Below are 13,957 nucleotides of genomic sequence, written 5' to 3' on the forward strand. Positions count from 1 at the left end.
TTCTCCCCCCTAACAAACACGCACTCGACGTGGTGCACTCTGCTCCTCGGCACGCCAACTGTGTGCCGCCGCTGCCAGGCGGTCGGTGGTCTCCAGCATTTGTGCCACATCCATTCCTGGCTGAAAGGCTGCGCATCCCGAATTGACATGCAGCACAATCTCGCGTCCATCCAGCTCAAAGCTGATCTCCTCCAGGATTTGACTGATGCTGCTGCCCATTTGTTCCCCAGATTTTACATCATATTTCGGTAATAGAATGACCATACGCTCTGTGCTCAAACGCGACAGAAAAGCTTGATCGGGCAGATGTGGACGCATCTCCTGGATAATCGCCAGAAGCAGACGTTGTTCCAGGGAGCCTGGCATCTGTGGTGCCGTTTGCTTGATCTGTTCGATGAGGGGCATGAGTTCATAAAAATGAAACAACAACAAAGAAAAGCCCTCTCCCAAATGGACGGCGCGATCCAGATGGCGGTGCAGATGTGCCATAAAGGCAAAACGATCGGGAATGCCGGTGGTCGGATCGAGAAATTGTTCGCGACGCGCTTGTGCCAGTGTGGCTTCCAACTGATCAATGCGTTGCTTGAACTGTTCGGCCCGCTGGCGTGCTGCATCCTGTTGGGCGCGCAGATCCTGCGCTTCCTTAAAGAGTTCAGCCGCTTGCGTATGCAATAGGGAGTGCGCACGCGCCATATCCAAACGGCCATCCGCTAACCGCATGGAGGCTAACAGCCGTGTGCGTTCACTCTGTCGATAGCCCATTTGTGCCAACAGCTCTTCCAACTCACTGGCCAAACGCCACAGCGTTTCATGCGCTTGTCGGCGTCGGCGCTGCCAGGGTGGGGTGGCCGCTTTGTGTCCTGCCTGAGCAATCTGGGTGAGTAAACCTTGCAGCATCGGCCAATCCTCAACGCTCTCTTCGTGCCACGGCTGCAAGCGACGCAGCAGACTCTCTTCGGATTCACCAATCAGGCGCAACAGGGTGGTCAAACGGTAATAGAGGGATTTGGGAAGTGGATCGGTTATCGCAGTGGGGGGGATGGCTGTCGGCATGCCAGCGCTCAAAAGAGCAAGCGCCTCCTCCAGGAGTGCCCGATTGGCCGCAACCTGCCCTGGATCCCGCTCATCCTCTACAGCATGTGCCGCACGTTTTTGAAAATGTTCTTGTAAACGACCTGCTACCTCCTGGAGAGAGGGATCATGTTGCAAGGCCGGGAGTATCATCTGCTCAATCAATTGTGCCACAGCCAGAGCCGCCGTTTGCACCTCACGCGCACATAAAGGGCGATGCAACATCTGTTCACAGTGCGCCAAGGCACGAATGGGATCAGCAGGCTTGCCATTCAATAGATCCAGAAGCTGTTCCAAATCTTCACTGGTGGAATAGCCGGCCTTACGCTCCATGTTACTCTCCAGAAATCGCTGAGGTTGGCGAAGGGGCCGCAACATGGGCCGGAGCAGGAGATGCTTCTCCCAGTGTGGGGAGAGCTTCTGGCCGTTTGCTGGCGGTGGCCGGCAGTTCAGGATAGCGGGCACGGGCGGCAGCCGGGCGTAAAAATCGGGAAACACGCTGTACACGAATCCCCTTGCCAGGCAAGGTTGGTAGCCACTGCTGTAAGGCAGCCACCGTTGCCCGATAGGGGTGCCCAATCCCAATGGCCTCGCCATGACTGAGAGCCAACCGCTCCAGGCGATGCAACTGCCTTAAGATGGCCCCTTCTTCTGCTGTATTGTCCAGAAATATATCGCGCACAGCGGTTGGTACCTGTTGTGCCAGCGCACGGTCAGCGGCAACCGAATTGTCTGAGGTGCGGCTGTCGATAAAAAAGAGCTGCTTTTCCAACAATACCTGCATCGCGCTATCCATGGCAACCGCTTGTTCCGTCAAACGGGATCCCATATGGTTGTTGATGCCCACCACCTCCGGCAGTTGTGCCAGATTTTCCCGCAATATCGCTTGCTGCCGCTGTGTATCCATCTGCAGCAGCATTGCCCCTGGTCCCGGTGAGGTGTGAGGATAGCGTAACGGCTCCATCGGTTGGTGCAGCAGCATCTCTTTGCCCAATTTTTTCCCCAAGCGGGCGACTTCACGAGTAAAAGGAACTTTTGGCAGAATGGCCAGGGTAATATCCGCCGGAAGCTCGGTAATCGCCTTGGAGTGTGGCCAGTCATAACCCAGATCATCGATAATGATGGCCAAAGTTCCCAATGTCCGTTCACCCCGACTGGTGGTGGTCGTGGCAGCAGTACGCGGACGTGTCGGTGTACGCTCTTTTTTTCCAGCCGGTTGCGGCTCTTCATACAGGAGTGCTGCTGGTGTCGCTGTGGCTGTTGCAGCGGTCGGAGCAGAACTTGCTGTTTCTGCTCCAGGGGTTGGTGGAGGAGTGACCTCTGGACTCTCCGGTGATGTGGAGGTTGTGGGTGTCACAAAGGTCAAATCGGGTCCACTGGGACGCGCCGTTGCCGGATCCACAGGCGGCACAATTGCCACAGAGGGTTTGCTGCCACGCATACTCTCCGCCAAAATCAGCCGCAACGGTTCATGATCCAACACTACCGTTGCGGGTGGGGCTGGGGCAGGCACAGCAACTGGCGGGCTGATCTTTTCGGAGAAAAGCTGGCCTTTATTGCCTGCGCTGTTTGATTCCGGTACTGTTCCAGAACCTTTGTCAAACCAGCGTACCACTCCCCACGCCGCCAAAAGCAGCAGCAACAGCACTGCCAACCAGCGGAGTTTGCCTGGCCAGTTACCGGTTGCTGGTCCGTTCAAACCGGTTTCCTGACAGCAAACCCGCTACTTGCGCACCCTGTTTTTTGTCCAAGAGGTTGTGCATCACTTGCAAGCCGCGCAGCAGATCCAAGGCGCGTTGCAATTGATAATCCTCTTTGCTGTGACCGGTAATCCGGTCAGAATCTTCGAGATTTTTCTCTTTTGGTTTTGCGCGGCTATCCTGCCCATCCTTGAGTCGTTCCAGCAGTTTGTCATTATCCTTATCGGAGTTTTTATCAGAGTTGCCCCCCTCTTCGGACTCCTTGCCCTTCTCCTTTTGCCGTCCTTTATTCTCCTCGTTGGCCGCATCGGCATTTTTCAGATGACCCTTCAAATCGGCCTCTGTTGGCCGACGATCACTGCCTTCCCGTTTGTTGCCGCTCAAATCCAGATCTTCAACAACAATATCCGGGGCGATACCTTTGGCCTGAATGGAACGTCCGCTGGGGGTATAATATTGTGCTGTGGTCAAACGCAATCCTGAACCATCCGACAAGGGAATAATGGTTTGCACCGAACCTTTGCCAAACGAGTTGGTGCCCATGATCACCGCACGTTTATGATCCTGCAGGGCCCCCGCGACAATTTCTGATGCCGATGCCGAACCGGCGTTGATCAACACCACAATGGGAGCATTGCTGAGCAAATCACCGGGTCGGGCTTCAAAGCTCATATCCTTGCCAGCGATACGTCCTTTGGTATAGACGATCAAACCTTTTTCCAGGAAGGCGTCGGCCACCTCTACCGCCTGATCCAGCAGACCACCCGGATCATTGCGTAAGTCCAACACCAACCCTTTCAAGCCCTCTTTGCCCGCTGATTTTTTCAACTCATCCAATGCCTGCTCCAGCAGAGGCATGGTCTGTTCGTTAAATTGGGCAATACGAGCATAGCCGATTTGTCCGGCCTCCAAACGCCATTTGACGCTGCGTACTTTGATGATGTCGCGGACAATTTTGAAGGTCAGCAGTTTGCTCGCCCCTTTGCGCAAAATGGTCAACTGCACAGCGGTTCCAGGCTTGCCGCGCATTCTCTTGACCGCATCTGGCAGGCTCATCTCTTCGGAGCTTTCTTCGTCGATTTTGACAATCAGATCGCCAGCTTTGACTCCCGCCTGAAAGGCAGGGGTATCTTCGATGGGGGAGACCACCAAAATGCCCCGCTCCGATTGCGAGATTTCAATTCCTAGCCCGCCAAACTCTCCTTTGGTATCGACCCGCATCTCCTTGAAGCTTTCCGGGGTCAGAAAAGAGGAGTGCGGATCCAAAGATTTCAGCATCCCTTGGACAGCGCCATAGAGGACCGATTTTTCATCGATCTCTTCGACATAGTTCTGTTTGACCAGGGAAAAGACTTCGGAAAAGACCCGTAATTTTTCATAAGTGACCTGGCTGACGGCCAGCACATTGTCGGCTGCCATATGCAGGCCAGCCAGCACGGCCAGAAGAATCAGGCCAACAAGAAACGGGCGTTTTGCCCGAAGGGAAGTTTTCATACACTGGCTCCTTGAAACGACGCATGGCACTGTGCGCACGATAATCCTCTGCAGGATTACATTTTTAGTGCATCAGGCTGGCCATTTTATCGCTGTGTGCCCTGTCGCGAGCCAGCCAACGCCGGGGATTTTCCGGTCGGTTTCCTTTGCGAATCTCAAAATAAAGACCGGGAACGCCATCGACGCTACCGGTTTTACCACTTTTGGCAATCACTTGGCCAGGTTCGACAACATCCCCTTTGGCCACCAACAGATCGCGGTTATGTCCATACAAGGAGTAGACACGTCCTCCATGATTGAGGATGGTCAACAACCCATAACCGCGAAACCAACCCGCATAGACCACTTGACCACGGGAACTGGCACGTACATCGGCATTTTCCGGCACGCGGAAAAAGAGTCCCGATGAGCGATTGACCGCAGAGCCATTCACCGGACCGAGGAAGGTGCCCATGCGCCGTTCTGCGGTGGCGGAAAAGATGCTGCGTTTGCCGCGTGTCGGTTGTCCCTGGTGCGCTGCTCCGTTGCGTTTATAGCTCCGGCGGGCAAAAGATTTTCCCTTTGTGCGCTGCCATTTGCTTTTGTGCAACTGTTCACCGTGCCCGGCGGAGAGTGTTCCCTGTTTGCGTGCATACAGGCCCACTCCACCATTTTTGCGGCGCTTCTGGGTTGCAAAATTTTTCTTGCCCCGTTGTGCGGAAGAGAGAGCTGCTTTTTTTCGCCGCTGCTTACTGCTCTCCACCTGTTGCCCTTCTAATCCATACATCAATCGGCTGTGCTCGGCAAGGCGAACCTGTGTGGAGAAGCCGTGATTTTCGCTGGCCATGCTCTCCGGCGCCAGCAACAGCAGTATGGCCAGCGCCATGCAGGCAACCATCATATACCAACTATGCCACAAGCGTCTCATATTTTTTATGCTGTTCATGGTTGTTCCAGTGCTTTCGGCAGGGGACGCAGCAGCGAGGTTCCGGTCATCTGCAGCGGTTGTGGCAGTTCCAACAGTTCCAACAGGGTGGGTGCGATATCGCTCAAGCGTCCGGGTTGCAGAGTGATGGCGCGTTTGCCCAGATAGATCAACGGCGCGGGATTGCTTGTATGGGCTGTATGCGGTTGTTGGGTCTGCTCTTCCAGCATACAGTCGGCATTGCCATGATCGGCGGTGATCAACAGTTCACCACCCGCCTGCAATATGGTATCGGCCAGGCGTCCCAGACAGTGATCAACGGTTTCAATGGCCTGTACGGCGGCGGCAAAGCGACCTGTATGGCCGACCATATCCGGATTGGCATAGTTGACGACGATAAAGTCATAGATTCCTTGTTCGACGCGGGCGATTATCTGCTCGGTCAGATCGTGCGCCGACATTTCCGGCTGCAGGTCATAGGTGGCAACCTTTGGTGAGGGAATCAGCAGACGATCTTCGCCTGGAAAGCTCTCCTCTCGACCGCCATTAAAAAAATAGGTGACATGTGCATATTTTTCAGTTTCGGCGGCGCGCAACTGGCGCAGACCGGCATTGGCCAGCTCTTCGCCGAGGATCCGACTCAGGGAGTCAGGGGGAAAGGCGACGGCAACCGGTTGCAGACTGCTGTCATACTGGGTCATGGTCAACATGGCGGCCAGTTTGGGCTGGCGGCTGCGGGTAAAACCCTGAAAAGCTTGCGCTCCGCTTTGCGGATCCAGGAGAGCATGGCAGATTTCGCGCATGCGATCGGCACGAAAATTGAGCATCAGCAGGACATCATCATCCTGGAAGATAACTGGTTCTGGCAGATCCTGATTGATAATCAAGGTAGGTTGCACAAACTCATCATCTTCACCGCGTTGATAGGCTTCGTGTACCGCTTGCAGAGGGTCAGGGCTTTGCAATCCGCTGCCCAGGGTATACATGTCATAGGCGCGTTGCACTCGTTCCCAGCGCTTGTCGCGATCCATGGCATAATACCGGCCACAGAGGCTGACAATTGTGCCGCAGCCGATTCTTTTGAGGGCTCGTTGAAACTCTTCCAGATAGGTCAATGCCGAGCGTGGTGGAGTATCCCTGCCATCAAGGATGGCATGGATATAGACCTTTTTGGCACGGCAATCTTTGGCGGTCAGCACGGCGGCCAACAGGTGGTCGCTATGGGAATGGATCCCCCCTGGGGAGAGCAAGCCGCAGATATGTATGGCGCTTTGTTTTTCGATAGCCGTTTGGATGCTTTGTTCCAGAGCCAGGTTGCTGGCCAATTCGCCATCCCAAATGGCTTTATTGATGCGTGTAAGATCCTGATAGACGATGCGACCGGCCCCCAGGTTGGTATGTCCCACCTCTGAATTACCCATTTGTCCATCGGGTAGTCCCACATCGCCGGCACTGGTTTGCACCAAGGTATGGGGTTGGCTGTTGAGCCAGCGATCATAATTGGGGGTGGCAGCATGGTGGATGGCATTATAGCGGCTATCCTGGTTGATGCCCCAACCATCCAGCACGACCAAGGCGACGGGTTTGGCTCTCATGGTTTGACTGCCTGTTCTACCGTATGGGAAAGAGGGAAGTGCAACAAAACTTCCAATTTGCCGGAAGAGTGATGGTGAAACACATCTGGAACTCCTGACGCAGAAAAGCACAAACCATGCCGTTCATTTGGAGGCAGAAAAAGGCGCAATATTATGTTTGACGAAAGCCTGCTTTCTTTGTTTTATTAATTGTTTATCAATTTGTCTCAGATGCTGGCAGACAGAAGAGTCAGGAAAAGTGCCAAGCCAAGCGACAGGATATTGCTTGAGAGGTTTGCGCCATGCCAGCGCTTTGACACAGCAGAGGAGGAGAGGATTGTTGCTGCTCTTGTTGCAAAAAAGGGTGGGTAATTTGTTGGAACCACCTTGATTGCCTGCACAGAATTGGTTACCATGCGCGTCTGCATAAGATACCGCAGTAGCCGACGGAGGAGTTCCAGAGTGGTCGAATGGGACGGTCTCGAAAATCGTTGTGGGGGCAACCTCACCCAGGGTTCGAATCCCTGCTCCTCCGCCATTTCCTTGTCTAGTCTTGTCCAAAACAGTCTAAAAATCCTTTGAAAATATAGACATTTCCAGTATACTCTGTCTAAGGCGGTTTAACCGAAAACAGCCAAATTTGCCATGTCATCGTGGGTAGCATCGTGGGTAGGCTGATCGTGGGTAGCATCGTGGGTAGACGGAAGAGGGGGCAGGATATGGCCAGAAAACCACCAGGGCAATTGACGGCACTAAAGGTCACCAAGACCCGCACACCAGGATTGTACGGCGACGGCGGCAACCTTTGGTTGCAGGTGACCAGTCAGGCGGCCAAATCATGGGTACTACGCTACACGCTCAGGGGTAAGAATCGGGAAATGGGGCTGGGCAGTGTGCAGGATGTTTCTTTGGAGGAGGCCAGAACCAAAGCGGCCAAAGCCAGGAAGTTACTAATAGAGAGGGTAGACCCCATTGTAGACCGGGACATTGAGCGGCAAAAGGCGGCACCCGCCAAGTCATTCAAGCAATGTGCTGATGAGTTCATCGAGGCGAACAAAGCCGGATGGAGCAATACCAAACATGCGGCGCAGTGGGCCAGTACCTTGGAGACATACGCCTATCCGATCATCGGGACCATGCCAGTCTCTGAGGTAACTACCGATCACGTGCTGCAGATTCTGAACCCTATCTGGCAGGAGAAGCCAGAAACGGCATCAAGGGTAAAGGGACGGATTGAGTCTGTCTTGAGCATGGCAACTGTGCGAGGTTATCGGATCGGGGAGAATCCAGCCAGATGGAAAGGGCATCTTGACCAGTTATTGCCAGCAAAGGTCAAAGTGGCCAAGGTGGAGCATCATGCAGCGTTGCCTTATGCGGATGTGTCGGGGTTTATGCGTGCCCTTGCACAACAAGAGGGTGTTGCAGCGTTGGCTTTGGCGTTTTGCATCCTGACTGCTACCAGGACCAGCGAGACGTTGGGGGCGGTGTGGGGAGAGATAGATTTTGCGGCCAAGGTGTGGGCCATTCCAGGCGACAGGATGAAAGCGGGCAGGGAACATAGGGTGCCATTGAGTGACCAAGCCATGACGGTTCTGGAGCGGATGCAGGAGCAACGGCAACCGGATTATATATTCCCTGGCATGCGGGCAGGTAGACCGCTTTCCAATATGGCATTGCTTATGACGTTGCGGCGCATGGAGCGAGGAGACCTAACAACGCATGGGTTTAGATCGACCTTCCGAGACTGGGCGGCAGAGACAACAGGCTATCCGAACGAAGTTTGCGAGATGGCGCTTGCTCATGATGTGAAAGGCGTTGAGGGTGCATATCGTCGGGGGGATCTGTTTGAGAAGCGGCGGCAATTGATGGCTGATTGGGGACGGTACTGTGATGGAAAGTGATCTGCAGGCAAAAAAAATTGGCGCATCATACTGGATGCAGATTCATGGCGCATGCAATTTGTTCCTCTTTGGCCAGCAAGTGGAGATGGCGCTTGCAACTATTGGCCGAATCAATCAACTGATGCAGTGTGTTGACAGCGAACCAAACAAACCATGGTGCAGAGATGAGGCATACGGCATGCACAGGCGCATGGTGGATCTGAGGCCGTTCATGCTGTTGGCAGCAAGGAATGGGCACGTTCCATTTCATGGGCTGATAGATACCTTGCGGGGGTTTGGCTTCCGTTTCGGCGATGGCAATAAAGAAGATCACGAGCAAGGGCGCGAATGGGGATCTGTGTTTGAGGCTCGAATCAAGATTGCAATCGATGATGGTAAGGCAAAAGATTCTGATCTTCCCGATAGCTTGATCTGTAATTTTGCGGATCTGGCGCAACTTGCTTCCCCTGGTCATTTTCTAGAATGGGTATCTGAATGGCGCGAGGAGTCTGCACCGTCACCACCGGAGCATGCGAACGGGCATAATGAACCCCCTCTGGCTGGAACAGGGCAGGCGGCAGCGAGTGGTGACCCTTGGAGCTTTCTGCCAGAAAATGAGCCATATCGAACGCATGTCATTGCCATATGCCAGGGGGCGAAGTGGGCAACAGAGAACCAAAATGCACATGAAGAAAATCTGCTACACGGGAAAACACTCTCTGCAAACAGAGTTGCCGCCGTGATACTGAAATATCCAGGTCAGTGGTGGGATGAGGAGAAAATGGGGAAGGACGATCCACCAGCCCATAAGAAAGTGGCAGAATGGGTGAGCAAATGGCTGCAGGCCGGACGGCCAGACCCTGACACGATAAAATTACCTTATAGCATGGCAAAGTAAAAGTTGTCCTCACCATCCGCTATGGTCAAAGCACCACCCCCACCTTTTTGACAACATAAAGCAAATGCCGGTACTGTCCAAGCATGTTTAATTTCATCATGCGAGGTGTACCGATGAGCGACAAAACCCAAACAAATCGAATTCTGACAACTTTGCCGGAAACAGAATTTCTGCGGTTAAAGCAGATTGTGGGCGACAAGAAAGCAACCCCTCCAATTCCGGCGCTAATCCCAGTTTGCCCGGCCACTTGGTGGAACGGGGTCAAGAACGGTAGATTTCCAAAGCCTGTAAAACTTGGCGCAAATTCAACTGGTTGGCGCGTTGAAGATGTTCGATCGTTGATTGATACCTTGGCTCAGGCGGCGGGCTGAGGTGCCCCCCCATGGAGACGCAAAAAACCCCCGGCGGCAACCGGGGGCGCACAACAAACTACCAAAATCACAGAAATAATAGCAACTTCCGCGACGAAAGGCAAGGCGATACATCCGAAGTCAAAGCGGCAATGTCCGGGCGTTGGCTTGACGCTCTCCCGCGAATCGCTCCGAGTCTTGCGCATGCCGTTGCACGGTTCCCCCGGCACGTTCCTTGTCCGATCCATGGGGGAAAAGATGGTCTGCGCCTATACGGTGACGCATCCCAAACCGGCGGTGGGGTCTGCAACACTTGCGGGGTATTCCCTGATGGAATCGCGGCGATTATGTGGGCGAACGGATGGGATTTTCCGACAACAATGGATGCGTTGTGTGATTTTCTCGGATGGACCCACCGCACCGGCAAACAGACCATGCCACGAGTGCATGCGACACAGGCGCAGGAATCGGCGGCACCCACCCCGGATCTGAAGGCGTGGCAACGGATCCAGACCATTGCCGAGGGCGTTGTTCCTCTGACCGATCCGGCGGCGGAACCGGCAAGGCTGTACCTGTACCAACGGGGCATCGGCAAAATAATGGATGATCTGCCAGATTCATCGGTTATCGGTTTTCATCAGGGGCTGATGTATTGGCATGAGAGGCGGCACATCGGAGATTATCCGGCACTTGTGGCGCGTGTGCAGCGAATCGATGGTGCAACGATTGGACTACACTGCACATACCTAAGCGACGACGGAAGCAAGGCCGATGTGCCAGGGGTGAAAAAGCTGACCCCAAAGCTGTGGTATGGAGCATACACGGGCGCAGCGGTTCGCTTATACCCGTTGGGCGGCGACACCCTGCATTTGACTGAAGGCGTCGAGACTGCGCTTGCCGTGCGCTTAGGAACCGGCGGGCCTGTTTGGGCCTGTTTGACTGCTGGAGTAATGGAGAATGTTCAATTGCCGCGTGAGGCTCGGAACATCTGCATTTGGGCTGACCTTGATGCAAGCGGCGCAGGGCAACGTGCGGCGCATACACTTGCCGACCATCTGGCATCAGAGGACCGCACCGTTCGCATCCTGACACCCCCAGGGCTGATTCCTGAAGGTGCCAAGGGTTTGGATTGGCTAGACATCTTGACGCAATGGGGGCGCACATGAACCCATTTGCAGAGGCTCTAAAGGGCAGCATTCCGCACGTTCCTGCACCGGCAAACGATGCGCCAGAGGTGGAACTCCTGTTTGATCCAATGGACCATCGAGCATTGACGATTGCAGCGATGATCGAACCGCCACCAAAAAGAGCGGCAATCATAGAAAATTTAATTTATCGCGCCATTGTCGCGCTTTTGGCTGGGCCAGGAGGCACAGGCAAAGATACTTTGGCTAGAGTAATGTCCTGTTGTTGTGGGACAGGCGCCAATTTTATGGGCCTGAAAACGACGAAATGCAGAGTAGTTTATTTTGGTTCAGAGGATGAGCAGAGCGAACTTTTTAGAGGGTTGTACTACGAAGCTCAAAAATACTCCCCTCATGAGCGGGAACTGATTGCTCAAAACGTTTTTATTAAGTCGCTGACCGGTACGAACTGCCGCATGACCGACACCAAACAAGGGATGGTCATGGCAACGGGATTTGCGCAGCGGATTGCTGCAACCGTGCAGGCCGTTGGCGATGTGGGGTTGATAATCTTCTCAACCATATCCAGAGCAAATGGTGGGGATGAAAATTCTGCGGCTGATATGACGATGTTGGTAGAACAATTTGAGCTTATTGCTCAAACAACAAATGCCGCTGTACTGCTTTTGCACCACACCCCCAAAGCATCTATGCGTGACAGTGATAGAAGTCAAGCGGCTGTTCGAGGTTCAAGCGCAATTGTCGATGGTGCACGTTCTGTTCTGTTGCTAAACAGACCGGATGAGAAAGAGGCTCGCCACATTCCCAAAGATGAACTCAAAAACTACATAGTTTTGAGTCATGTAAAGTCAAATTATTCTGCGCTGGCGGATGACATTTGGATGAAAAGGGGGCTGCATGGTGTTTTGTCTCAAACCACACCGCCAGGGCCAGGCCGCGTTGCCGATGGTGGGCCGGATCCGGTCATCACAAAGATTGCCGATTTGGTTCGCGATTACGCACGAACCGGGCGTTTGTTCAGCCAGAGGAGTTTCGTTATTGCTCATTTTGGTGATAGTGGGTCATTCGGACTGTCCAAGGATAAGCTGACCGCCAAGGTGGAGGAGGCCATTCATTTGGGTGTTATCGAGCAAAGACCCGTCCTAAAGGGGAGCGGGTACCACCTGCACATACCGGCCAGCAAAAATGACTCAGGGGGGCAAGATGAAGAGTTCTAAACCTCGGTTTGGTGTCCTGGTGTCCTGGTGTCCTGAGGTGTCCTGTTTTTTTTTCAGGACACCATAACATACTGAAAACACTAGGAAAAGTTTGGTGTCCTGGTGTCCTGGTGTCCTGGTGTCCTGGTGTCCTGGTTTTTTAGGATACCAGAACATATTGATTTTGTTGATGTTTTTTGGTGTCCTGGTGTCCTACCCCTTATAGGGGGATGGTGTTTCAGGACACCACCCCCTTTATAGGGCTTTGGGGGTTCGCGATGAGTGAGATTCGAGCGTTGCTTTTGGAGGTAGAACAGCACGGCGCAAAGATCATCCAATCTGGTAGGGACCGTCTGACTCTGCGCCGGGCAGCCCTGGTGCCTGATGATTTGTCGGCGCAAGTGAAGGCGGCGAAGTGGGCGATATTGAGATTTTTATCCGGCGTGGGTGAGCCGGAGCTTGCACCTACGACGGCACAGGAGTTTCGGAATCATTTCGTGCTATGGCCGTGGAATTTGCACTGGGATCTGCCACATCCCGCAAGGCGGTATTTGAAGCCAGAGAGTCACGGCGGCGGCTTCTGGCACTGGTGCAGCGACTGCGGGCGGTGGGCAGTGCATGGTTTTGGCGTGGATCTTCAGCATGGGCAGCTTGGCGAGTGGCGATGCGGTCTCCATCGGACCGACGGCAAGCGATAAATAACAATTACAAAGTGAGGTTTTCAATGTTTGACGAAACTGCATTACAAAGAGCTAAAGAATACGAGCACCCCCGCCGTCGTTTGTTGGGCCTGTTGCAACGGGGTCACACGGCGGGGGGCAAAACAATGCTATCCGGCCAGCTTAATGGGCGCCATGTTGCAGTAATTCTTGCCCGTCCAGCAAAAAAACAGCCAGGGGTTCGTCGCGGTGAGCAACCAATTTATGGAGAGTGGACAGCCTTTGTTGGAAGTCGTGAGGTGGGGCGGTTTGTGACTGCTACTTCGATGTGGGGGGGGCCGTTGCTGGTCGGGTGTTTGGAATGCGTGGAGGGGGTTTTATTTGTTAATGCGTGGGGATCTTTTAATGCACCAGTTTATCGAGATCCAACCCCTCAACAGCCTCCTTCCGGCGGTGTAATGAAGCAACTGACCGTACATATTCACCATGGTGAAATGCCTGAATTGGAAGAGATTTTGAAGGTGGGAAACAATGGCTGAAAAACCAACTGTGACAAAAATGCAACAGTGTCAGGGTAAACCGGCATCACCGGCCTTTCCATCCAAGCGGCGGCAGATTTTTCTGAAGGCTCTGGCGCTGGGGGGCGTCGTCACCCATGCGGCGGCATCGGCGGGGGCAAGTCGAAAAACCTTGTACGCTTTTCGGGCAACAAATCCAGAGTTTGCCGAAGAATGGGATAACGCCTTGGAATCATTTGCTGATAGTCTGGAGCAAGCGGCACGGCAAAGGGGTGTTGATGGCTGGCAAGAGCCAGTTTATCAGGGTGGGCAACTGGTCGGAACTGTGCGTAAATATTCTGATTCTCTGCTGCTGGCCATGTTGCGGGCACGGAAGCCGGAGTATCGGCCAGCGGCACAGGTGCCAGCACCACCACCGGCACCAGAGAAAAAAGAACGAGATCCAGAAAAGATTGCGCGAAAGATTGCATTTGCTCTGGCTCTTGCTGCAAAAAATGCAGAGCAGAAAGGAGGCGACGGGTAAAACTGATTTTATGGCGTGATCAAAATATTTTGGCAGGCGTGACCC

General features: G+C 53.8%; 13 protein-coding genes and 1 tRNA gene. 9 read left to right on the top strand and 5 right to left on the bottom strand.

The window, feature by feature from the left end:
- Positions 1-9: 9 nt before the first annotated feature.
- The 5 genes from EJP87_RS02420 to gpmI all read right to left on the bottom strand — a co-directional run bounded on the left by EJP87_RS02420 (position 10) and on the right by gpmI (position 6,764).
- Complete coding sequence (locus EJP87_RS02420; RefSeq protein WP_193771076.1) at positions 10-1,404, bottom strand: GGDEF domain-containing protein; 1,395 nt, start codon at positions 1,402-1,404, stop codon at positions 10-12.
- Position 1,405: 1 nt separating this feature from the next.
- On the bottom strand, positions 1,406-2,770 hold the full coding sequence (locus EJP87_RS02425) for a divergent polysaccharide deacetylase family protein (protein ID WP_130470273.1): 1,365 nt from the start codon (positions 2,768-2,770) through the stop codon (positions 1,406-1,408).
- Entirely contained in the window at positions 2,748-4,265 is a 1,518-nt protein-coding gene (locus EJP87_RS02430) for a S41 family peptidase (RefSeq protein ID WP_130470274.1), read from the bottom strand. The genes EJP87_RS02425 and EJP87_RS02430 overlap by 23 nt, the downstream gene beginning before the upstream one ends.
- A gap of 64 nt (positions 4,266-4,329) precedes the next feature.
- The gene (locus EJP87_RS02435; protein ID WP_130470275.1) at positions 4,330-5,190 is read right to left on the bottom strand and encodes a murein hydrolase activator EnvC family protein; all 861 of its coding nucleotides are present in this window, start codon (positions 5,188-5,190) and stop codon (positions 4,330-4,332) included.
- Positions 5,187-6,764, bottom strand: coding sequence for a 2,3-bisphosphoglycerate-independent phosphoglycerate mutase (gpmI, locus tag EJP87_RS02440; RefSeq protein ID WP_130470276.1), 1,578 nt, complete (start codon positions 6,762-6,764; stop codon positions 5,187-5,189). Before gpmI ends, EJP87_RS02435 begins: the two co-directional genes overlap by 4 nt.
- Before the next feature lie 427 nt (positions 6,765-7,191).
- Between gpmI and EJP87_RS02445 the strand changes: the two genes are divergently transcribed.
- The 9 genes from EJP87_RS02445 to EJP87_RS02485 all read left to right on the top strand — a co-directional run bounded on the left by EJP87_RS02445 (position 7,192) and on the right by EJP87_RS02485 (position 13,912).
- Positions 7,192-7,281 (top strand) — tRNA-Ser (locus EJP87_RS02445).
- 181 nt (positions 7,282-7,462) lie between these two features.
- Entirely contained in the window at positions 7,463-8,644 is a 1,182-nt protein-coding gene (locus EJP87_RS02450; RefSeq protein ID WP_130470277.1) for a tyrosine-type recombinase/integrase, read from the top strand.
- The gene (locus EJP87_RS02455) at positions 8,634-9,521 is read left to right on the top strand and encodes a hypothetical protein (RefSeq protein ID WP_130470278.1); all 888 of its coding nucleotides are present in this window, start codon (positions 8,634-8,636) and stop codon (positions 9,519-9,521) included. The genes EJP87_RS02450 and EJP87_RS02455 overlap by 11 nt, the downstream gene beginning before the upstream one ends.
- A 113-nt stretch (positions 9,522-9,634) precedes the next feature.
- Positions 9,635-9,892, top strand: coding sequence for a helix-turn-helix transcriptional regulator (locus tag EJP87_RS02460; RefSeq protein ID WP_227657412.1), 258 nt, complete (start codon positions 9,635-9,637; stop codon positions 9,890-9,892).
- 11 nt (positions 9,893-9,903) lie between these two features.
- The gene (locus EJP87_RS02465; protein ID WP_130470279.1) at positions 9,904-11,037 is read left to right on the top strand and encodes a toprim domain-containing protein; all 1,134 of its coding nucleotides are present in this window, start codon (positions 9,904-9,906) and stop codon (positions 11,035-11,037) included.
- Positions 11,034-12,233 (top strand): AAA family ATPase, encoded by a 1,200-nt coding sequence (locus tag EJP87_RS02470; protein WP_193771077.1) that lies wholly within the window; start codon positions 11,034-11,036, stop codon positions 12,231-12,233. The genes EJP87_RS02465 and EJP87_RS02470 overlap by 4 nt, the downstream gene beginning before the upstream one ends.
- 257 nt (positions 12,234-12,490) lie before the next feature.
- Positions 12,491-12,910: a hypothetical protein gene (locus EJP87_RS02475; RefSeq protein WP_130470281.1), complete on the top strand. Its 420-nt coding sequence runs from the start codon at positions 12,491-12,493 to the stop codon at positions 12,908-12,910.
- Between the two features lie 26 nt (positions 12,911-12,936).
- Entirely contained in the window at positions 12,937-13,410 is a 474-nt protein-coding gene (locus tag EJP87_RS02480; protein WP_130470282.1) for a hypothetical protein, read from the top strand.
- A complete protein-coding gene (locus EJP87_RS02485; protein ID WP_130470283.1) occupies positions 13,403-13,912 on the top strand; it encodes a hypothetical protein in 510 nt (169 codons plus the stop codon). The genes EJP87_RS02480 and EJP87_RS02485 overlap by 8 nt, the downstream gene beginning before the upstream one ends.
- The last annotated feature ends 45 nt before the right edge of the window (positions 13,913-13,957 follow it).

Origin of the sequence: Candidatus Magnetaquicoccus inordinatus (assembly GCF_004217665.1) — a bacterium.
GTDB lineage: Bacteria > Pseudomonadota > Magnetococcia > Magnetococcales > Magnetaquicoccaceae > Magnetaquicoccus > Magnetaquicoccus inordinatus.

Coding starts and splice junctions, on each gene's coding strand:
- EJP87_RS02470 (WP_193771077.1), top strand. CDS start 11,034: ATGAACCCATTTGCAGAGGCTCTAAAGGGCAGCATTCCGCACGTTCCT.
- EJP87_RS02465 (WP_130470279.1), top strand. CDS start 9,904: ATGGAGACGCAAAAAACCCCCGGCGGCAACCGGGGGCGCACAACAAAC.
- EJP87_RS02450 (WP_130470277.1), top strand. CDS start 7,463: ATGGCCAGAAAACCACCAGGGCAATTGACGGCACTAAAGGTCACCAAG.
- EJP87_RS02420 (WP_193771076.1), bottom strand. CDS start 1,404: ATGGAGCGTAAGGCCGGCTATTCCACCAGTGAAGATTTGGAACAGCTT.
- EJP87_RS02485 (WP_130470283.1), top strand. CDS start 13,403: ATGGCTGAAAAACCAACTGTGACAAAAATGCAACAGTGTCAGGGTAAA.
- EJP87_RS02455 (WP_130470278.1), top strand. CDS start 8,634: ATGGAAAGTGATCTGCAGGCAAAAAAAATTGGCGCATCATACTGGATG.
- EJP87_RS02435 (WP_130470275.1), bottom strand. CDS start 5,190: ATGAACAGCATAAAAAATATGAGACGCTTGTGGCATAGTTGGTATATG.
- gpmI (WP_130470276.1), bottom strand. CDS start 6,764: ATGAGAGCCAAACCCGTCGCCTTGGTCGTGCTGGATGGTTGGGGCATC.
- EJP87_RS02460 (WP_227657412.1), top strand. CDS start 9,635: ATGAGCGACAAAACCCAAACAAATCGAATTCTGACAACTTTGCCGGAA.
- EJP87_RS02475 (WP_130470281.1), top strand. CDS start 12,491: ATGAGTGAGATTCGAGCGTTGCTTTTGGAGGTAGAACAGCACGGCGCA.
- EJP87_RS02430 (WP_130470274.1), bottom strand. CDS start 4,265: ATGAAAACTTCCCTTCGGGCAAAACGCCCGTTTCTTGTTGGCCTGATT.
- EJP87_RS02480 (WP_130470282.1), top strand. CDS start 12,937: ATGTTTGACGAAACTGCATTACAAAGAGCTAAAGAATACGAGCACCCC.